The 19,650-nt window shown below is 63.6% G+C and carries 22 protein-coding genes; 9 read left to right on the top strand and 13 right to left on the bottom strand.

Features of this window, described 5'->3' with window-relative positions; translation table 11 throughout:
• Nucleotides 1-11: 11 nt before the first annotated feature.
• The gene (locus HCR84_RS16940) at nucleotides 12-419 is read left to right on the top strand and encodes a DUF3592 domain-containing protein (protein ID WP_166983205.1); all 408 of its coding nucleotides are present in this window, start codon (nucleotides 12-14) and stop codon (nucleotides 417-419) included.
• A 67-nt stretch (nucleotides 420-486) separates the two neighbouring features.
• Here HCR84_RS16940 and HCR84_RS16935 read toward each other — a convergent pair whose 3' ends face one another.
• From HCR84_RS16935 to melA, 7 genes are all read right to left on the bottom strand, one after another.
• Entirely contained in the window at nucleotides 487-1,797 is a 1,311-nt protein-coding gene (locus HCR84_RS16935; protein ID WP_166983206.1) for a GNAT family N-acetyltransferase, read from the bottom strand.
• Nucleotides 1,798-1,904: 107 nt separating this feature from the next.
• Nucleotides 1,905-2,165 (bottom strand): Txe/YoeB family addiction module toxin, encoded by a 261-nt coding sequence (locus tag HCR84_RS16930; RefSeq protein WP_166983207.1) that lies wholly within the window; start codon nucleotides 2,163-2,165, stop codon nucleotides 1,905-1,907.
• On the bottom strand, nucleotides 2,162-2,413 hold the full coding sequence (locus HCR84_RS16925; RefSeq protein WP_166983208.1) for a type II toxin-antitoxin system Phd/YefM family antitoxin: 252 nt from the start codon (nucleotides 2,411-2,413) through the stop codon (nucleotides 2,162-2,164). The genes HCR84_RS16930 and HCR84_RS16925 overlap by 4 nt, the downstream gene beginning before the upstream one ends.
• Before the next feature lie 114 nt (nucleotides 2,414-2,527).
• Complete coding sequence (locus HCR84_RS16920) at nucleotides 2,528-3,904, bottom strand: MFS transporter (protein ID WP_166983209.1); 1,377 nt, start codon at nucleotides 3,902-3,904, stop codon at nucleotides 2,528-2,530.
• Nucleotides 3,905-4,084: 180 nt separating this feature from the next.
• Nucleotides 4,085-4,684, bottom strand: coding sequence for a DUF6518 family protein (locus HCR84_RS16915; protein WP_166983210.1), 600 nt, complete (start codon nucleotides 4,682-4,684; stop codon nucleotides 4,085-4,087).
• Nucleotides 4,681-5,880 (bottom strand): MFS transporter, encoded by a 1,200-nt coding sequence (locus HCR84_RS16910; RefSeq protein ID WP_208322093.1) that lies wholly within the window; start codon nucleotides 5,878-5,880, stop codon nucleotides 4,681-4,683. The genes HCR84_RS16915 and HCR84_RS16910 overlap by 4 nt, the downstream gene beginning before the upstream one ends.
• Before the next feature lie 139 nt (nucleotides 5,881-6,019).
• Entirely contained in the window at nucleotides 6,020-7,321 is a 1,302-nt protein-coding gene (melA, locus tag HCR84_RS16905) for an alpha-galactosidase (protein WP_166983211.1), read from the bottom strand.
• Nucleotides 7,322-7,500: 179 nt separating this feature from the next.
• Here melA and HCR84_RS16900 point away from each other — a divergent pair, with 179 nt between their 5' ends.
• Nucleotides 7,501-8,313, top strand: coding sequence for a DeoR/GlpR family DNA-binding transcription regulator (locus HCR84_RS16900; RefSeq protein WP_166983212.1), 813 nt, complete (start codon nucleotides 7,501-7,503; stop codon nucleotides 8,311-8,313).
• A 5-nt stretch (nucleotides 8,314-8,318) separates the two neighbouring features.
• Here the strand turns inward: HCR84_RS16900 and HCR84_RS16895 are convergent, their stop codons facing one another.
• Complete coding sequence (locus HCR84_RS16895) at nucleotides 8,319-8,882, bottom strand: TetR/AcrR family transcriptional regulator (protein WP_166983213.1); 564 nt, start codon at nucleotides 8,880-8,882, stop codon at nucleotides 8,319-8,321.
• A gap of 53 nt (nucleotides 8,883-8,935) precedes the next feature.
• Between HCR84_RS16895 and HCR84_RS16890 the strand changes: the two genes are divergently transcribed.
• A complete protein-coding gene (locus HCR84_RS16890) occupies nucleotides 8,936-9,649 on the top strand; it encodes an MBL fold metallo-hydrolase (RefSeq protein WP_166983214.1) in 714 nt (237 codons plus the stop codon).
• On the opposite strand, the gene HCR84_RS16885 is transcribed toward HCR84_RS16890, so the two are convergent.
• The gene (locus HCR84_RS16885; RefSeq protein ID WP_166983215.1) at nucleotides 9,609-10,484 is read right to left on the bottom strand and encodes an NmrA family NAD(P)-binding protein; all 876 of its coding nucleotides are present in this window, start codon (nucleotides 10,482-10,484) and stop codon (nucleotides 9,609-9,611) included. The genes HCR84_RS16890 and HCR84_RS16885 overlap by 41 nt on opposite strands.
• The gene (locus HCR84_RS16880; protein WP_166983216.1) at nucleotides 10,481-11,215 is read right to left on the bottom strand and encodes an SDR family oxidoreductase; all 735 of its coding nucleotides are present in this window, start codon (nucleotides 11,213-11,215) and stop codon (nucleotides 10,481-10,483) included. Before HCR84_RS16880 ends, HCR84_RS16885 begins: the two co-directional genes overlap by 4 nt.
• Before the next feature lie 198 nt (nucleotides 11,216-11,413).
• Here HCR84_RS16880 and HCR84_RS16875 point away from each other — a divergent pair, with 198 nt between their 5' ends.
• The 5 genes from HCR84_RS16875 (at nucleotide 11,414) to HCR84_RS16855 (ending at nucleotide 16,073) form a co-directional block, all read left to right on the top strand.
• The gene (locus tag HCR84_RS16875) at nucleotides 11,414-11,764 is read left to right on the top strand and encodes a MarR family winged helix-turn-helix transcriptional regulator (protein WP_218043594.1); all 351 of its coding nucleotides are present in this window, start codon (nucleotides 11,414-11,416) and stop codon (nucleotides 11,762-11,764) included.
• A 187-nt stretch (nucleotides 11,765-11,951) separates the two neighbouring features.
• The gene (locus tag HCR84_RS16870) at nucleotides 11,952-13,289 is read left to right on the top strand and encodes an ABC transporter substrate-binding protein (RefSeq protein WP_166983218.1); all 1,338 of its coding nucleotides are present in this window, start codon (nucleotides 11,952-11,954) and stop codon (nucleotides 13,287-13,289) included.
• A 2-nt stretch (nucleotides 13,290-13,291) separates the two neighbouring features.
• On the top strand, nucleotides 13,292-14,230 hold the full coding sequence (locus HCR84_RS16865) for a carbohydrate ABC transporter permease (RefSeq protein ID WP_244972526.1): 939 nt from the start codon (nucleotides 13,292-13,294) through the stop codon (nucleotides 14,228-14,230).
• Between the two features lie 2 nt (nucleotides 14,231-14,232).
• Nucleotides 14,233-15,111, top strand: coding sequence for a carbohydrate ABC transporter permease (locus tag HCR84_RS16860; RefSeq protein WP_166983219.1), 879 nt, complete (start codon nucleotides 14,233-14,235; stop codon nucleotides 15,109-15,111).
• The gene (locus HCR84_RS16855; protein WP_166983220.1) at nucleotides 15,108-16,073 is read left to right on the top strand and encodes a carbohydrate kinase family protein; all 966 of its coding nucleotides are present in this window, start codon (nucleotides 15,108-15,110) and stop codon (nucleotides 16,071-16,073) included. The genes HCR84_RS16860 and HCR84_RS16855 overlap by 4 nt, the downstream gene beginning before the upstream one ends.
• 35 nt (nucleotides 16,074-16,108) lie before the next feature.
• Here HCR84_RS16855 and HCR84_RS16850 read toward each other — a convergent pair whose 3' ends face one another.
• Complete coding sequence (locus HCR84_RS16850) at nucleotides 16,109-16,534, bottom strand: hypothetical protein (protein ID WP_166983221.1); 426 nt, start codon at nucleotides 16,532-16,534, stop codon at nucleotides 16,109-16,111.
• A gap of 64 nt (nucleotides 16,535-16,598) precedes the next feature.
• Between HCR84_RS16850 and HCR84_RS16845 the strand changes: the two genes are divergently transcribed.
• Nucleotides 16,599-18,119, top strand: coding sequence for an HNH endonuclease signature motif containing protein (locus tag HCR84_RS16845; protein ID WP_195706666.1), 1,521 nt, complete (start codon nucleotides 16,599-16,601; stop codon nucleotides 18,117-18,119).
• A gap of 48 nt (nucleotides 18,120-18,167) precedes the next feature.
• Here the strand turns inward: HCR84_RS16845 and HCR84_RS16840 are convergent, their stop codons facing one another.
• Nucleotides 18,168-18,527 (bottom strand): DUF6841 family protein, encoded by a 360-nt coding sequence (locus HCR84_RS16840; RefSeq protein ID WP_166979000.1) that lies wholly within the window; start codon nucleotides 18,525-18,527, stop codon nucleotides 18,168-18,170.
• A 63-nt stretch (nucleotides 18,528-18,590) separates the two neighbouring features.
• Nucleotides 18,591-19,433 carry a GntR family transcriptional regulator gene (locus HCR84_RS16835; RefSeq protein WP_166979003.1) on the bottom strand — a complete coding sequence of 281 codons (843 nt, stop codon included), beginning with the start codon at nucleotides 19,431-19,433 and terminating at the stop codon, nucleotides 18,591-18,593.
• Between the last annotated feature and the right edge of the window lie 217 nt (nucleotides 19,434-19,650).

The following is a 19,650-nucleotide window of genomic DNA, read 5'->3' as shown; positions in this document are numbered from 1 at the left end:
AGAATGACCATATGGGTTTGGGAATCGCACTTCTCTGCATTGGCATCCTGATCTTTGCGGTGTCGGGCGCGTTTCTCACGCATTCGCTGCGCAAGCAGTCACGGTGGAAGAAGGCGAAGGCGACGATCACGAAGACTTTCGTGAGGAAGCCGTCGAGTGACCCGTCAACGCACATGAACGTGGGCGTTTATACGTTCGCCGATGACGCGGGTGCGATGCACTCCGGAGAAGAGACAGATGGCTTTCGGATGCCGAAGCGAGGCAGCGTCTTGACGGTGATGTACGACCCCGCGAGCCCGAGCATCAGTGAGCCGGCGATGAACCTCCGGCGTCCGAGCAGCTGGCTTACATTTGTGTTGATCCCCGTCGTCGGTCTCGCCCTGATCGTAGGCGGCATCCTCGTGATGCTCTTTTCGTGACCGCGTCACTGATCGAGAGAGAGACCTCAGCGAGCTGCAGCAACGCTCAGTGGCCGACCGACGACTCTCAGAACCCGACGCCGAGACGCGGCGCCACCGGGCTGTGGAACGCGGCGTCCACCAGCGTCGCCGCCCCGGGCGTTCCCTCGACAATGCGGCCTGCGCTGTGCAACGCTGTCGCCGAGGCACCGCCAACGTAGATGAGCGCGAGGTCGCGTTCGCTCAGCGTCGCGTGCGCGGCATCCTCTGGAACATCGCCCGTGAGACGACACACGGCTGCTGTTCCCTCGCCGTCGATCTGCAGCAGAAAGCGGCCCTGCGCAAACTCGAGCGGGTCGACGACGTCAAGAACGATGCTGCCCGGCCGCGAATACGTGCGCGCCTCGAGTGCTGCAATGGGATCGAGAATGCGCAGCCAGAGGTGATCGAACGGTTCGACCTTCGCGGCCCGCACATCGCTCAACTGCCACAGCACCGGCTCGTCGAGCGAGCGCAGGTCAGCCTCGACGGCCTGCACGAGGTCGAGCTCGAGCAGAAATCGCCACAGCGCCGCATACGCATCGTCTGTCGCGGCGGCCAGGTGCGCGACCTTCGCTGTGAGCGTGTCGTCTGAACCCTCCTTGACGCGGTACGCCGCGAACCCCTGCAGGTCGCCCGCGGCATCCGTGTACCCGATCGCCCGCAGATCTTTCGCCTTGTCGGCTTTTCCCGGGCGATAGTCGAGTATCTCGCACCACAGCGCCTCGTCGAGCTCGATCTCGCCCGGATGCTGCACGCGCTCGCGCTCAAAGATGGCGGGACCCTGCTCGAAGAGGTCGCTCAGCTCCATGAAGCGCACGCGTCCGGTCGGCGTCGAGCCTGCCCAGGCGGTGCGCCTTGTGTCGATGGTGATCTTCGCGACCCGCGCCGAGGGGGCGAACCCGAACCGACCGTAGATTGTGGCCTCGGATGCCGTCAGGGCGGCGACCGGAACGGCACACGCTGCCGCTGTGCGCAGCTCTGCCTCGAGGAGATTGCGCGCGATGCCGCGGCGGCGATGCGTTGGCGCGACGGTGACGGCGCTGATTGCCCAGGCGGGGACGGTGCCGCCGCCCGGAACGCTGAGCGGAGTGGTCCAACTGGCGACGGTGGCTACCGGCTCGACGGCAGGTTCCGTCGCATCCCACACCGCCGTCGTGCGTCGGTATGCCGTGGCATCGAGCAGAAACTCGATGTCTTTCTCATCGCTGCGCTCGCCGTAGAAGCCGCGATTGACAACGGCCTCGAAGCCGACAGCCTTGTCGCGATCGTTCGCGATGTCGAGAAGCTCGAGGCTCAGCTTCTGCTCGGCGAGGTTGGCGACTGCTGTCGTATCGATGGGTGCGTCGGTGAAATCCACTCGCACAGCTTATCGCCGCGCGGTGGCGCGGGCGAGGGAACGCTCAGTGCGGTGAGCGACGGCGAGCGGATGCTGCGGCAGCATCCGCCCGCTTTTTTCTGTTGCGCTTATCGCCCGTAGTGATACCGGCAGGCGGCCACGCGTACCTCGTCGTCGACGATCTTGTAGACGAGACGATGTTCGTCGGTAATGCGGCGAGACCAGTACCCGCGAAAGCCGTGCTTCAGCGGTTCGGGTTTCCCGATTCCCTCATTGCCATTCCGTGCAACATCGCGCAGCAGCGCGTTGATGCGCTTCAAAACCTTGCGGTCCTGCACCTGCCACCACACGTAATCTGCCCAGGCGTCTTCGTCCCAGACGTACCTCACTCGGCAAGGTCTCGCTCGGTGCCTTCGCCCGTGTCCAGCCGCTCGATGGAACGCATCAATCGCCGCGCATTCTCTGGATTGCGCAAAAGATATGCGGTCTCTTTCAGTGACTCGTAGTCGTCGAGTGAGACAATCACCACCGGTTCGTGACCCGAACGCGTGATGACAACCTCTTCACGGTCATCGACGACTTTTGACAGCGTCTCTGCGTAGTTGGCGCGAGACTCTGAGTAGCTCATGGTGCGCATGACGACCCCCTCCGTACAGAATATTGTACGCTAAAGCGCTGATGCGCGGGGCAGGAAACACAGGCGGGCGGATGCTGTCCCAGCATCCGCCCTGCGCTTTCGTTGTTGCCTCGGCTATTTGCTGAGCCCGTAGATGGGGTGCTTCGCCTGCTCTTCCTCGTTCTCGGGGCCGAGCGGAATGCGCGTGCGGTCGCGCAGCAGCAGCGTTGCGATGAACGCGATGGTCATGACTCCCGCGATGTACCAGGCGACGGCCTGTGAGGTACCCGTCGTCTGCACGATCCACGCAGAGATCAGCGGGGCGAACGCACCGCCGAGCACAGCGCCGATCGCATACGCGATCGAGACGCCTGAGTAGCGGATCGACGCGGGGAAAAGCTCGGTGAAGTACGCGGCTTGCGGGCCGTAGGTGAGGCCGTTGCCGATGGTGAACAGCGCGATTCCTGCGAAGAACAGCCACGCGCTTCCGGTGTCGACGAGCGGAAAGAGGAACCACACGGTGATGAGAAAGACGATCCACCCGATGATGTACGTCTTGCGGCGTCCGATCTTGTCAGAGAGCCAGCCACCGAACCAGGTGAAGATGAGCCACACGACGCTCGAGACGGTGACGGCGATGAGAACGGGAGTGCGCTCCATGCCGACGAGACCGCCCTCATCGAGCGGCCGCGTTGCGTAGCCCTGCAGAAAGCCGCCTGTCGTCATGTAGCCCGCAGCGTTGTTTCCCGCGAAGGTGAGCGCGGCGAGGATCACGAGCAGCCAGTGCTTGCGGAACAGCTGCACGATGGGCATGCTCGCCTTCTCTTTCTTCGCCGCCATCTCGGCGAAGACCGGCGACTCGTCGACGCTGCGGCGCACGACGATGCCGACGACGACAAGAACGATGCTCAGCAGGAACGGGATGCGCCAGCCCCACTCGACGAACGCCTCGCCTGGGGAGACGACGCCGGTCATGAGCGCGAGCACCCCCGAGGCCAGCAGCAGGCCGAGGGGCACGCCCATCTGCGGGAATGCGCCAAAGCGACCGCGCTTCTGGGCGGGAGCGTGCTCCACGGCCATGAGCACGGCGCCGCCCCACTCGCCACCGGTGGAGAGCCCCTGCAGAACGCGCAGCAGAACAAGAATGATCGGTGCTGCAGCGCCGATCACGGCGTGCGTGGGGAGAAGCCCGATGAGCGTCGTCGACGCACCCATGAGAATGAGCGTCCAGACGAGCATCGCCTTGCGGCCGAACTTATCGCCGAGGTGGCCGGCGATGAATGCGCCGAGCGGGCGGAAGAGAAAGCTCACGCCGACCGAGGCGAACGAGAGAAGAATGGCGGCCTGCGGTCCCAGCGGCTCGAAGTACAGCGAAGCGAACAGCAGGCCCGCCGCGTTTGCGTAGAGGAAGAAGTCGTACCACTCGATCGTCGTGCCGATGATTGTCGCAACAGCGACTCTCTTCATGTCGGTTTGCGTTGCCTGCGGGGCAACGCGCGATGCGTCAGACATCGGTGACTCCCTTGTCGGTTGTGGTGCTGTGCAGGTGCGTCTCGCCATGTGGGCGGACGGCTGAAATCATATACGACCTGAGATATCTTCGAAACCCGCGCCGATCAATTTACGCCAAGTACCTGATCAGGATGCTGTTGTGAATTGCGTAATGCGGGAAATGTGGTGACGTGAGCGGGTCTACAGCAACGAGAATGCGACGGTGAAGGCCGCCGCGACGAGCGCTGTGCCGACGAGCACGACGGTGATCGGCAGGAGCGCGCGGCGCACGCGCCGCGCGAGCATGAACACAGCGAGCGCGAGGGCGACGGCCCCGATGAACACCCAATAGACAGGGCTCGTCGTGTCACCGACGACAGTGAGACCGTAAACGGCCTCGCCCGCGCCGATGCCCGCGAGCACCGCGGTTGCTGCCGCCGCACGCAGGTCGCGACGGCGTATCCAGCAGGCTGCAAGCCCGATGAACGGCCCGGCGATGAGACCGATGATCGCGAAGAACGTCGGATCGTAGACGAAGCCGCGCAGCGTCGACACGGCGGCGTAGCCCAGGGTGAGCAGCACGAAGCTTCCCGCGCCCAACAGCGCCGACACCCACCAGCTGCAGCGCGCAAGGAACACGAGCACCGCGGTCAGCAGTGTCCAGCCACTCGCAGAATTGGCGAACGACGAGAACCAATCGGGCAAGAATCCCTGGGCGTAAGACGTCAGGCCGCCCAGAACGAGGCTTGTCGCGAGCACCGCGGCGATGCTCGACAGAGTGCCGCGCCGGCGCGTCGTCACTGTGGCACCGCTCTGGGTCGCAGCAACGACACAAGCACGGCAACGATGACGCTCGCGATGGCCAGCACGACGAAGCTCGTGGGGAAGGAACTTGCTGTCGCAATGGTGCCGACGACGACGGAGCCGAGGCCCGTTCCCACGTCGAAGCCCGCGTTCCACACGACGCTCACGACGTTGCGGGAGCGATCGCCCGCCGCAGCAAATGCCTCGACGAGGGTGACATTCTGCAGCCCGCCGTATGCAGTTCCGATGAGAGCCGCGCCGACGAGAAGGAGCGTTGTGGCGACGGCATCCGTTCCCCCGTCGATTCCGACGGCGAGCCCCGCTGCCCCGATGGCGGCGACGACAAGAAGCGGCGCGATGAATCGGCGGGCCCCGTAGCGGTCCGCGATGCCGCCGAAGATCCAGCGCGAGAACGCGCCGAGGCCGGTGAGCGCCAGAAGGGCGACAACCGCCGTCGCGGTGTTCTCGAGCATCGACGGCGCAAACGTGAGAACGGCTCCGCCCGTGCACGTGATGGTGAGCAGCGCAACGATCGGCATGACGACGGCGCGTGTGCGCACGGCGGCGATGCGCGAGCCCTGCGGGGCAACGTCGATCGGCGATGTCTGGGGCGGAGGCACCGTGGCGAGACGGCGCCCGAGCACGATGGCGAAGGGAACGGCCACCGCCGGCGCTGTTCCGAGGGCGAAGACCAGCGCCGGGCTCACCTGCTCGGCGAGCCAGGGAGCCGCGGGAACGAGCACAAACTGCGGAACGGCGATGGCGAGTCCGTAGGCGCCGATTGCCCGGCCGCGCCGCTTCGGCTCGACGAGGGCGGCAACGGCAGACGACCCGCACACGGTGATGATGCCGAAGCCGACGCCGCGAATGAGCGCGAGCCCGAGAATCAGCGGAAGCTGGTCAGAGAAGAGGTGAAGCGCAGACGGCAGCCCGAGGCAGAGCAGCCCGATCACGAGCATCCGGGACCACCCGAGCACGCGCAGGCCGGGGGAGACGAGCATCTGCGTCGCGACAGTTGACAGCATGAGCAGCCCGTTGACGAGGCCGCTGCCGAAGCTGTCTGCGCCGCCGATGGTGGCCCAGAGCGGGGCCGTTGGCAGCAGCAGCGAGAACCCGCTGAACGCCAGGGCCGTTGTGATGAGAAGGGGCAGCATGCCAGGAAGCGTCCATACGGAGGGCTTCTGCTCGGTCACCAGCTCTCCCCACTGTCCCTGTTGTTACTGCGAGCCTGCCTCGAGGCAGGCACTCGGCACAGCTTACCGGGGCGTCGGGCAGAAAAAGAGGGCGGATGCTTGTGCAGCGCGCACCAGCATCCGCCCCCACTCTCGTCGGCTACGCCGGCTGACGCAGGCCTTCGGGGAGGTACTGGGCGTGGGCTTCGGTGAGCTCGTCGCAGATGCGCCACAGCGTCTCGGGCGTGACGCTCGACATGGCGTTCGGATCGGCAAGAAGCGCCTGGCGCACGAGCGTGGGGTCTTCTCGCCGCGCTGCCTCAATCGTGGTGCCCGCGACAGCGGCATACGGGCGGTTGACGGCGACGCACTCGACGGGTAGATCGCCCATGGCGACGGGGTGAATGCCCTCGGCATCGACGACGCACGGCACCTCGACGACATCGGCCTCGGGGAGGTTCGAGATCAGTCCGGCATTGGGGAGGTTCGCATGAATCTCGCGTCGCGTTCCCGTGACCACTGAGTGGATGAGCTGTGGAGCATACTCGCTCGCTTCGTCGAGCAGCTCGATGTTCTCGCCATTGTCGAGAGCCCGCCGCGTCTCTTCGAACTCGGTGACGTTGTCTTCGCTGATCCCCAGGTATTCGAGTGGCTGCAAGCGGTATTTTTCGCGCTGTGACTCAGAGCGCAAAAACCACGAGAGGTACTCAGATGAATGCTCGCTCGTCTCGGTGGGGTAGTACCCGACGCGGCGGAAGATCTCGGCACGGACGCGACGCTGAAGCTCGGGATCGTCGGCAATGCGCTGCTCGAGGCGCGGGTACAGATTTTCGCCGTTGTGCGTCCACTCGAGCAGCCACGACTGGTGATTGAGTCCGGCGGCGCGAAAGTGTGTGTCGGCGACGTCAAGACCGACAAGCTCGGCAAGGTCGTGCGCCGTCCAGTACACGCTGTGGCAGAGGCCGACGGTGCGGATGCCGGGAGCGACGAGGTTCGCCCACCACACGTTCATAGTCATGGGGTTCGTGTAGTTGAGAAAGTAGGCGTTCGGGCAGATCTGCTCCATGTCGCGCAGAATGCCCGTGAGCACGGGGAAGGTGCGCAGCCCGCGGAAGACCCCGCCGATTCCCGTTGTGTCGCCGATGGTCTGCAGCAGGCCGTGGCGCGCCGGAATCTCGAGGTCGGCGCGCGTTCCGTCGATGCCGCCGACCTGGATCATGTTGATCACGAAGTCGGCTCCGGCGAGAGCCTCACGGCGATCGGCGGATGCGCTCACACGAGCGTGAGCGCCGAGACGCTCCGACACGTGGGCTGCCGTCGCCGTCGCGACGCGAAGCCGCTCGGCGTTGATGTCGTGCAGAGCGATCTCGATCTCGTCGAACTCGGGGTATCGCAGCAGGTCGGTGAGCAGCTGCTTTGTAAAAACGACGCTTCCTGCGCCGATGAAAGTCACGCGTGTCATACACACAGTGTGAACGCATCGATCAGATTTTTGGGCAAAACGGTCACTCTTGGTGAGCGGCTTTGGTGCGCTCTCGGTGCGAGACATCGTGGCAATGCCGGGAAACTTCGGATGCCGACGAGCATTCTCTTGCGCGAAACGATCGCTTTCGTGAGCGAACCTGTGGTCAAATATGACGCATGAACCACGTCATCTCATCTGGAGGCCAGCCGATCGTCGCGTCGGCTAAACGGTCGAAGCGGCTGTCGGCGATTCTCACCGCGCTCGCCGAGTCGTCTGCGGTGTCGCTCGCCGAGCTTACGCGCGGCCTTGAGTCATCGCCCGCGACGATCAGGCGCGATCTCGCACTGCTTGAGTCGCAGGGATTTCTCACCCGCACGCACGGGGGAGCGCAGGCTACCGAGATGAAGGCCGAGCTGCCCGTTCGGTACCGCGACGGGGCTGAGCGCGAAGCAAAGGTGGCCATCGCCCGCAAAGCGGCGGAGCTGATCCCGGGAGGACGACAGGCCATAGCGATCGGCGGCGGAAGCACAGCGGCCGAGGTTGCACGCAATCTGACGTCGCGCACCGACCTGACGATCGTCACAAACTCGCTCACGACGGCATATGAGCTTGCCTCGCGCAGCAAGGTGAAGGTTGTCATGACCGGCGGTGTGATTCGACCCACGTCGTTCGAGCTTGTCGGAACGCTCGCTGAGGGTGCACTTAACGCGATAAACGTCGCCATGACGGTGATCGGCGCAGACGGCATCACCGCGGCGAACGGGCTCACGACATTCGACGATACCGAGGCGCGCACAAATCGTTCCATGGTGACGCATGCTGGTCGCGTCGTCGTTGTCGCAGACAGCACGAAGCTGGGAGAAGTGCGGCTCGCGCGCGTCGCCGAGCTCAGCGAGATCAGCGACCTCGTCATCGATGACGCGGCCGACCCGCAGGAGCTCGCAAAGATCGAACGCTGCGGTGTGCGCGTGCACCGCGTTCACCCGTAGCGCGCTCAGCGCGCAGCGATGGCATCCGTCAGGCGTTCGACTCCGTAGGCGAAGGCGACATCGACGTCTCCGCCGAGGTGAAATGACCTGTTGAGCTCCATCGAGATGAAGCCGGTTGCCCACGCGGTGAAGGTGCGCGCTGCCGCGAGCATATGGTCTTTGCCGGCAAGCTCCGCCACAACGGTGAAGAGCGGGGCGCTGCTCTCTTCGAGGAGCTCCCGCGAGAGATCCTCGCCCTCGGCAAGCGGCGTGAAGACCAGCAGGTAGGCAGCGGTTCGTGCGTGCGCAAATTGGCGGAGTGCGCCGAGAAGCGCTTTCAGCCGCTCTCGCGGAACGCCGACGCCGGGATCCGCGGCGGCGATCTGGGCGCCGAGGTCGGCGACCGCGGCCTCGGCGATCAAGCGGATCAGCTCATCGCGATTGCGCACGCGCTTGTACAGGGACGGAGGGCGCACGCCGACGCGAGCGGCAACAGCCGCCATGGTGACGGCGCTGAGACCGTGGGTCTCAAGAATGTGCAGTCCGGCGGCAACGATGGCGGGCAGCGATGTGCGTTCAGGTGTCGGCATCGTCACAGTATAGCTATTGCGCTTAGCCATGATGGCTATGTATGATAGCCATCATGGAACTGACAACAGGACTCCGCCGCATCGGCAACGACATCGTTGCGGCACATCTCATCGTCGACGACACGGGAATCACCCTCATCGACACGGGACTGGCTGGCCACTGGAGCGACCTCGAGCATGAACTTGAGGCGATCGGGCGGACGCCGTCCGACATCCGCGGTGTTGTGCTGACGCACGGCGACAGTGACCACATCGGCTTTGCCGAGCGACTGCGCCGCGAGTATGGCGTGCCGGTTTACGTGCACGCCGCCGATGCTGCGCGTGCCCGTGGCGAGGAGTCGACGAAGCCGGCGTGGGGCAGCATGAAGCTCGGCTCCGTGCTGCGCTTTATCGCGTATACGACGCGCAAGGGCGGACTGCGCACGCACTACCTCAGCGAGGTGCACGAGGTGACAGACGGACAGGTGCTCGACCTGCCTGGCGCCCCCGAGATCATCGGCCTCCCCGGGCATTCGCCGGGGAGCATCGCCATTTACGTTCCGAGCGTCTCCGCCGTCTTCGTCGGCGATGGGCTCACGACGCGCAGCGTGCTCACGGGGAAGAGAGGCCCTCAGCCCGCACCATTTACCGACGACCAAGCGGCTGCCGCGGCTTCGCTCACCCATATCGCGGGTCTGCGAGCCGACTGGGTGATCCCCGGACACGGCGCGCCGTGGCACGGCGGCGTCACTGAGTTGCTTTCTGAATACCGTGCGGCGGCAGCCTGAACCGTTCGGCGTGGTCGGTGACGAACTGTTCGAACGTCCTCGACGCCTGCCCTGTGAGCTTTTCCGTCTCACCCGTGACCCAATCGGAGTCGCCTTCTGCGAACAGCCCAAGGGCTGTCGCGTTGGCGTGTGCCCGTGACGGTGGCACGCCGACGGCGACGAGTGCAGCTTCCTGCTGCTCGATTGTGATCGCTCGGTGACGCACGGGGCGGTGAAGCACAGACGTCAAGATCGAAGCCGCGTCGTCATAAGACAGCGCAACTGGCCCGCTCAAGCGGTAGACAGACCCCGCCCCGTCGGACGGGGCCATCGCCACAGCCGCGGCGGCCGCGGCGACGTCGCGGACGTCGATCATGCCAATTCGGCCATTCCCCGTCGGTGAGGCGAACTCGGAGGCCTTGGCGATTCCCGGTGCCAGCATCAGAAAATTCTGCATGTACGCGTTCGCGCGGAGCAGCGTGTAGGGAAGCTCGGACTTCTCGAGGTGCTGTTCGATTGCGTAATGGTCGCGACGACGGGCGATAGGCGAGTCCGCTGACGCTTCGGTCGTAATCTTCGTCACATGGCCGACGCCCTCCGCTCGTGCCCGATCGATGACCGTCATCTCCTGCGACCGTTCCGGAGAGGTGACAAGCACGATGCCGGAGATTCCATGAACTGCGTGGCGAACCGTGTCCGCGTCTCCGAGATCGCCGCGGACGAGCTCAATGCCGACGGCAGCGAGTTCGTGATGACGGCTCGGGTCACGGACGATGAGACGGACCTGTTCGCCTCGCTCAGCGAGGTGGGCAGCCGTGGCAGCGCCGACCTTCCCGGCTGTCGTGACGAGGATCACGCGCCGACCGCCTCACTCAGCGCGTGCAGCGCCGCATCAACGTCATCGCCCCCGTGCAGACCGATCGACTGCGAGGGAGCGGAACTCGCGGAGATCGCTGCGGCAACCCGGCCCACGTCGAGCGCGTCGATCGTTCCGGTGGCGTGGCGCGTCGTGGCCGGACCGAGCACGAGCGAGAAAATCCGTCGTGATGCACCATTCTCCGCGGCAGCGACACGCTGCATCATGAGGAGCGCAGCCTGCTCCATGCTGACAAGGCCGCTGCCCGGGACTGGCCAGGCCGCGGAGTCCCCGACAACGACGATGTACGCACCTCGACCGTCGAGAGCGGGAAGGGCGGCTCGGAGCATGGCCATGTGCGTCGTCGCCAGATCCGTGAACGCGTTCGCCCAATCATCCTCCGTGATCCCCGTCAGCGTCGAGCCCTGCCACCATCCTCCGATCGGCGCTACGACAGAGTCGATTCCGCCGCGATAGTGAATGACCTGTTCGACAAGTTCTTGCGCACCGGCGAAGGTCGTGTAGTCGTGCTTGACGAGATGAAGGTGCTCGTCGGCCGCATTGCCGAGAACGCGCCGAAATTCTTCGGCGCGTTCCTGCGATCGTGTCGGCACGATCACCTCTGCTCCGGACGTGAGAAGCGCGCGCACGACCCCTTCGCCGACGGCGCCGGTTCCGCCGGGAACGAGAACGCGATGAGTGGACAGATCGGAAAAGCTGAGTTGAGACATGAGACTCCTCGGACATTAATAGTTGGTAGCACCAACGTTGGTGAGAACAACGTAGCATTGATCGTTGGTGAAGACAACGAGTAGCCTTGGCGCATGGCGTCGGAATCACACCTTCAACCACCCGCGCGATTGCGCGCCTTGGTAAGTTGGCAAGCGAATAAGGCCAACACGATTGGTACCCGCTTGGCGGCGAATCGCATGCCGTTGCAAGCACGCGCCGAATTCGCCGTCCTCGCCGCACTCGAGGAATGCGGTCCGTTGAGTCAGGCGGATCTTGGACGGCGACTCGGGCTCGACCGCAATAACGTCAACGACATCGTTGGGCGACTGCATACGACGAGCCGGGTCATCCGTTCCATCGACCCCGCTGACCGACGACGAAACACTGTCGCGATGACCGAGGAAGGGCGTCTCTACCTCGACGAGCTGCAGGCGGTCACGGACCAGGTTCAAGCCGAACTCACCGAGGCGCTCTCGAACGATGAGAGGGCACAGCTGCGCGCGCTACTGGAGAAACTCCTCAGTTTCCACCCAACGCTGCCCAGCTGACGCCACCCGCTCCGGCGGCCGGCCGCGAGCCATAGTGATCAGTCAAACTGAGTGGAACGCTCTGTTTTGTGAGCGATTCATTGCTCAAACCGATACGTTATGCCACATTCTCAGTGACGGGAAGCATCCGCTCACCTGAAATGTCAGCTTCCCGATCCCTTCATAGGTGAAGCCGAAAGGGTCAACAATGACGTATCACCCAGAGCTCAAACGAACAGGGCTCAAACGCACAGTCCTCGCCGGTGCGGCCCTCGCAACAGCAGGCATCATGGTGCTGTCTGGCTGCAGCGCACAGCAGGGCGCGACAACGCTCGACAAAGACGCCGACGTGACAATCACGATGTGGTCGGGGCAGACAGACGAGGCCCAAGATCTGATTGAAACGTTGGCGAAGGAGTTCGAAGACGAGCATCCGAATGTCACAATCGATCTCTCGGCTGGCGCCTCGTCAACCGAGCAGCTGCTGCAGAAGCTCTCTGCCGGGTTCGCAGGCAACAGCTACCCCGACATCTCGTACGCGTTCGGTGCCTGGGCCAGCCAGCTCGAAGCATCCGGTCGCACGCTCGACATCACAGAAAAAGTGAGCGAGCCCGACGTGAAGTGGGACGAGTTCTCGGAGGCCGCGCGCAAGACCGTGCAACCGACGGGGGAGAAGACGATCGGCTTTCCCGCGATCGTCGACAACCTCTCGCTCATCTACAACAAGACGGTGTTCGATAAAGCGGGCGTCGAGTACCCAGACGAGAACTGGGATTGGAGCGACTTCCGCGACGCGGCGAAGAAGATGACGGATGCCGAGACGAACACGTACGGCTACGGCTACTCGGTGTCGGGCTCAGAAGAGACGACGTGGCAGTTCTGGCCGCATCTGTGGCAGAACGGCGGCGAGATTCTGAGCGACGACCAGAGCGAGGCGGCGTTCGCCTCTGACGCCGGTGTGAAGGCGCTCACCTTCCTTCAAGACATGGCTGTCACAGACAAGAGCATCTACCTCGACCAGACAGACACCAAGTTCGGCCAGCTCTTCGCGAGCGACCGCATCGGAATGATCACGTCGGGCCCGTGGCAGCTCTATGACCTGGTGAAGGCCGGAACCGACTATGGGGTCACCGTGCTTCCTGGCACAGACGGCAACCATCAGACGGTGTCCGGTCCCGACATCTGGGCGCTGTTCGACCACAAAGACAAGAACCGCGAGTACTGGGCGTATGAGTTTGTCGAGTGGCTGACGAGTGCCGAGCAGGACGTGCGCTGGAACGTCGCCATCGGCAACCTGCCGCTGCGCTCGAGCGAGGTCGACTCCGAGGCCTTCAAGGAGCAGGCGGCGCAATACCCCGGTCTCGACATCATGGCCGCGAACAATGCAAACGCCGAGAAGGCCCGTCCAACGGTGCCGGGCTACGTCAACCTCTCTGAGGCCATCGGCGGGGCGATCTCGCAGGTGCTGCAGGGTCAGAGCGACCCGGCAGAGGCACTGAAGGCCGCGGCCGAGAAGGCAAACGAGAAGCTCGGGGAATCCAAGTAGCAATGAGCCAGACACGGATGCTTGTAGCGCCGGGAGCCTCGATGAAAGACGGGGCTCCCGGCCGGAAGAAGGGCGCACGCCGCTTCTTCGAAGGATGGACGTTCATTGGCCCGGCGACGCTGATCGTCGTCGGGCTGACGATCTTCCCCGCGGTGTGGGCGTTCATTCTCTCGTTGCAGGAGTGGGACGGCTTCAGCGAGCCGACGTTCGTCGGCGGTGACAACTACGCGCGGCTGGTCGGTGACCCCGAGTTTCTCGACTCGGTGATGCACACACTGTTCTACACTGTGCTGTTCGTTCCCTCGTCTGTGCTCGCCGGGCTGTTTCTCGCCGTGGCGTTGAATCGCCGCATCCGCTTCATTGGTATTTATCGCACCGCGATCTTCGTTCCGTTCGTCGCCTCCGCGGCGGCCACCGGCATTCTCACGACCTACCTCTTCAGCCCGCAGTTCGGTGTCGTCAACAACGTGATGCGGGTCATCGGCCTTCCGCAGCAGAAGTGGCTGGAAGACCCGTCTCAGGCGATGGTGGTGATCGCCATCATGTCGCTCTGGGGCCAGGCGGCGTTCACGACGGTCATCTACCTCGCTGCTCTGCAAGACATTCCAGGCGAGCTCATCGAGGCAGCGCGCATCGACGGCGCCAGCCGCTGGCAGACGTTCTGGCGCGTTGTTTTTCCTCAACTCGCCCCCGTCACCGTGTTCGTGACGATCTGGCAGATGATCGAGGCGATCAAGCTCTTCGACCTTGTCTTCACAACGACAAAGGGTGGGCCGCTCGACGCGACGAAAACGATCGTGTACTTCGTATGGGAGCGCGCCTTCAAGGGGCTCGAGTTCGGGTACGGCTCCGCAAGCGCGTACGTGCTCTTCGCGATCACGCTGCTCATCACCATCGCCGTTGTCGTGTATTCCCGCCGCGGTGGCAAGGAGGCTTTCTGATCATGGTTGCCACTCAAGAAGCCATCGGGGTGCCGCCGCGCACCGCCGTCCCCTCGGTGAGGCGCAGACGTCGCACAATCAGCGGGTGGCATTTTGCGCTCGCGCCGATTGCGCTCGTCTTCGTGATTCCCTTCGTGCAGATGATTCTCGCTGCCCTGTCGCCCGCCGCAGAGCTCGTGAAGTTTCCTCCGCCGTTCGTGCCCAGCGCGCTGACGTTTGAGAACTTTGCCAAACTGTTTGCGACGACAAACGTGCTGCAGTGGGTGATGAACTCCGTCTTGGTGTCGGCCGTCGCCATTCTTGCCCACATCATTCTGTGTTCGCTTGCGGGCTACGGCTTTGCGCGCCTCCGCTTTCGCGGGCGCAACATGAGCTTCTTTCTGATTATCGCGACGATCATGCTGCCAACGCAGCTGCTGATGATTCCGACGTACATTCTGTTCTCGAAGATCGGGCTCATCAACACGCTCGGCGCCGCCATGGTGCCCTGGCTCGCCTCAGCATTCGGAATCTTTCTCATGCGGCAGTTCTTCTTGAGCCTTCCCGCCGAGCTCGAAGAGGCGGGAATGCTTGACGGATGCTCCCGCTGGGGCATTTTCTTTCGCATCGTGCTGCCGCTGGCCAAGCCCGCACTGGCGACGCTCGCCATCTTCACGCTGCTGAGCTCGTGGAATGACCTGATCTGGCCCCTGATCGCGATCAACGATCCGAGCGCCTTCACCATTCAGCTCGGCATCGCCAACTTCCAGGGAGCGCGCCAAACAGAGTGGGGACTCCTGATGGCGGGGAACGTCATCGCCGTTCTCCCCCTCGTTGTGTTCTTCCTCATCGCGCAGAAGCAATTCATACAGACAATGACATTCTCAGGACTGAAAGGATGACGCCGGTGCACACACTCGTCGTCGGAGACACGAACCCCGATTTCATCTTGCGCGGCGACGTCAAACCCCGCTTCGGGCAGGCCGAGCAGCTCTTGACCTCGGCCGACCTCGTGCTCGGTGGCAGTGCGTCAATCGTCGCTTCGGGTCTCGTGAAGCTCGACGTCGATACCGGATTGCTCGCAACGGTCGGCAGCGATTATTTCGGCACGCTCACCGAAAAGTACCTCGCCGAGTGCGGCATTGACACCTCGGAGGTGCTGAAATCCCCCGGAGGCGCAACCGGAATCTCGGTCATCCTGTCTCAGCCGGATGACCGCTCGATCTTCACGTTTCCCGGGGTGATTCCGACGCTGTCGATCGACGCGGTACGCGCAAGCATCCGCCGTGCACAGCCCAAGCACGTGCACTTCTCCTCGTACTTCCTCGTGCCGGAGCTTGCCACGGGGCTTCCCGCGCTGCTTGATGAGATCACCGCCGAGGGCATCACGACGAGTGTCGACACCAACTGGGATCCGAGCGAGCAATGGACGGGCCTCGACGAGGTGCTGCCGCGCATCACCCACTTCATGCCCAACCGGCAAGAGCTGCGTGCGGTCGGCGCAGGCTATGCCGACGATCCCGCCGGCTCCGACGAAGACATCGCGTTGGCGCTCGCGCGTCTCGGCCCGGTCGTCATCGTCAAGCGTGGTTCAGAGGGCGGGCTCGTTGTGACGCCGCAGGGCCACGTGCACACTGTTGATGTGCCCGACGTGAGCGTCGTCGATACGACGGGTGCAGGCGACAGCTTCAACGCCGCGTACATTGCCGCCATGGCGCATGGCGTCGTCGATGAAGACGAGAGGCTGAGGTGGGCGACGCTTGCCGGGTCGCATTCGGTCACGCGGTCGGGCGGAACGGGTGCCCAGATTCACCGCACGGAGTTGCGCGAGACCCTGGATGCCGTGGGAGTCGCCAACGGCTGAGGGTTGGCCGAGAAAGCGGCATCCTGTCGGTGGTGTCACTTGCTCTCGCCCCCCATGGACGAATCGTCCGAAACCAGTCGCGCCGATGCCGACACCGAAGAGGGGCGCTCAGAGCCGAATGCCGATTCACACAGCATGATCACCTTTCTCCAGGTGCTCGTGAATACCGGCGCGGCAAACATCACGACGAGCTTTCTGTGGTTCGCGCTCACGTACTGGGTGTATCTCGAGACGCATTCGATGCTCGCCACGGGAATCATCGGCTGCGCGTTCATGCTGCTCGTCGCCGGGTGCAGCATGATGTTCGGAACTTTCTCGACAGCTATCGCAAGCACGCGGTCATGGTGCTTTCGGGTGCCGGAAGGGCGACGTGGGGATGGCTGCTCGGTGATGGCAGCGCGCGCTATTCCGAGATTGTGGCCCAGGATGCCGAGGCCATCGCCCCGGAGAACGCGACGCATATTGTTGTCCAGATTTCTTCGAGAGACACTAGAACATATCTTCGATGGTTGGTATGATTGTGTCATGTTTGAACCGAAGGCGTGTGGGGGTCGGGTTGGTCCGATTCCGATGGGTGATGAGGCCCGCGGTGAGGTAGCTTTGCGTCCGTTTTTCATGGTTCATGACTACGTGTATCTCGATGATGAGATGCATGCTCCGATTGTGGAGACGAGTGACACGGCGGCGTTGGCGTTGGAGGAGTTGGAGCGGGAACAGGAGAGGTTGCTGGGTCAGCAGGCGGTGGTGGCCGAGAAGCTTGAGGCGGCCCGGGTGGCGTTCCGCAATCAACGGGACGCGATTCTCGTGCACGGGTCCTCCACGGCGCTGGAGGATGATGAGGCTTTGCGTCGGGCGTTCAGTGCGGAGGTGGCGACGCGTTTGCATGTGACGGATCGCACGGCGTCGAACATGGTTGAAGAGGCGAAGACTGTGATCAATGATCTTCCCGAGTTGGCGGATGCGTGGCGTGTGGGTTGGGTGTCGCAGCAGCACGTTCGTGCTGCCGCTCATCAGGCGTGGGATGTTCCGAAAGAGGCCCGGCTCGCCTTCGATTCCGCGATCACGCCGAAGGCGCGCACGCAGACGTCGACACGGTTTCAGCAGACGGCCCGGAAGCTTCGTGAGAGGCTGCATCCTGAGACGATCCAGGAGCGCACGAAGCAGGCGTTCGCAGAACGTCGCGTTGATGTGTGTGAAGAGAATGACGGGATGGCGAGCATCACCCTGACGCATTCCGCCGATGTGGTCCTCTCCATCGATGCCAGTGCCCGTGCGTTGGCGAAGCGACGCATGGGGGAAACCCCGGGCGAGCAGCGCACGTTGACGCAGTTGCGTGCCGACATCACGGCCGAGGCACTCCTCTCCCAGCTCGGCGCAGAAACGCTGCGCATCGGCACCTTCAACGACGGCGCCGAGCACGAAACGGTTGAGCCCGAAACTGACGCTGACGCTGAGGCTGAGGTGGCGGAGCCTGAGGGTGATGAGACCGAGCGTGCCGAGGCTGATGCGGCGGAGCCCGAGGGTGCACCGTCAGATGAGGCGACAGCGCTGTCGGGTTTGACGGCGGCGCAGTTGGCGGCGATGCGTCCCGGTGTGGTGATCACGGTTCCCGCCGAGACACTCTTCGGTAACGGTGACGAACCTGCATCGCTGGGCGGATACGGCCCCATCGATCTCGACTTGGCGAGAGACATCATCTGCCAGGCGTCACGTTTTCACCGGGTGCTGACCAGCCCGGTTGATGGGTCAACGGTTGCGATCGATCCGACCAAGTACCGGTTGAGTGAGCAGGTGAAGCGGCTGATTCGCACGAGAGACGGAACCTGCGGGTTCCCCGGCTGCGATGTTCCCGCCCAACGCTGCGACATCGACCATGTCGTCGCGTGGGCAGACGGCGGACGAAGCACGCCCGAAAACCTGATGAGCCTCTGTCGCCGACACCACACACTGAAACACTCGACACGCTGGCGATCAGAAGCACAACCAGACGGCAGCCTGCTCTGGACATCACCAACCGGCGCCCAACACTCAGTGCAACGAGAATGAGCAAGACTCGTGGCAGTTCTCACGGCCTGTCAGCCGTGAGGTTCGGCGTCAGAGGCTCAGAGGCGTCAGCACGGCGATCTTCCACGCGGTGTCGGCGAGCACGAGCTGGTAGATGAAGCGTTCTTGGCGCTCACCGCCGTACGTCCACGTGACATCGGCCCAGATGCTGTGCGCTGTCTCGGCCACAATCGCAATGTCAGAATCAGCCTCGCTGATTCCGTGGTACTGCTCGAACGACGAATCAAAGAATTGCTGCGTCTGCTCGACACTGGTCACGGGAACGGATTGCCCCGGAAAGAGGATCAGCGCCGGCACAGCGTAGAGCTGCGCGATCGCTGTGGCATCGCGGTCGAGCAGCGCTTGGGTGTATGCGTCGAAGAATTTCTGCGTCGTCTCTGTCGCGCTCATGCGGCTACCATAACGCCGACCGCCGTCGATGTCACCGGGTGAGCTATGCGCGAGCGTCGAGCATCATCCGGCGTGAACGTCGCCAATCGTTGTCGTGCTGACCGATTCGCCTCGCGAAAATTCCCCGATGGGGAACCCCGGGTGGTGACCGTCGGATGTGGTCTGGCCTGCTTCGCCCGGTTGCCTGCCGAGGGTCAGCCGCGACACGATGCGGTAGCGGTCACCGCGGTACACGGAATGCACGTACTCAACGGGTGTGCTGCCGGTGTCGGTTGTGAGTCGTTCGAATAAGAGGGCGGGCGATAGTTCCGGCACGTCGAGCAGCTCTGCCTCGTCGGCGTTCACCACCGTTGGCTCAATCGACTGCACGGCCTCGAACACGTGCACACCATGGTGGGCGCGCAGGTGCTCATAGAGGTCGCCGCTTTCCAATTCCTGCTCCGTGAGTTCCGAAATCTGGGATGCCGGGAAGTGCAGATGCTCGATCGCGATCGGCGAGCCGTCGACGAGGCACAGCCGGGCGACGTAGAGGATCTCGGCTCCGGGAGAGATGTGCAGTTTGCGCCCAATACGTGCTCCCGCCTGGATGCGGGTGGATTCGATCACCCGACTTGACCACGTGCCCTCCGCCAATGGTGCCTTCATCGCGTGTGCGTCGCCGAGAAGCTCTTGGGTGATCTTCTCGGGTGCGACGAACATTCCGCGTCCGTGCTCACGCACGAGCAACCCCGCGGCGACCAGCTCGTCGACGGCAGCTCGCAACGTCGGTCGAGAGACGCCGAGGTCTGCGCACAGCGCACGCTCTGACGGAATCGGATCGCCGGTTTCGCGCGATTCGATGATCTCGAGGATATGACTGCGCACACGCTCGCGCTTGAGAACCGTCCCCGAATCTGCAGGTGACACTGGCGCGCTCCTCTTCCTCGACGTCGTCCCCCTTGTTTACCAGTTTGCGATTGGTTTGGGAAATCTGCCCTGTTCTTGAGTTCGGCACCTCACCAGTTATCGGGCGAAAGCAGCCGTCTGAATGTCGAGAAAGAGGGCGAAATTGAGGAATGTCTGCCATTGACAAGCGAAACCGCGGTGTGCAAGACTCTGCGACCAGCACCAACTGGTCAACTAA

The organism is Paramicrobacterium fandaimingii (genome assembly GCF_011751745.2).
In the GTDB taxonomy this organism is placed as follows: Bacteria; Actinomycetota; Actinomycetes; order Actinomycetales; family Microbacteriaceae; genus Paramicrobacterium; species Paramicrobacterium fandaimingii.
Note: the sequence above shows the minus strand (reverse complement) of the source record. Positions and strands in the feature narration are given on the sequence as shown.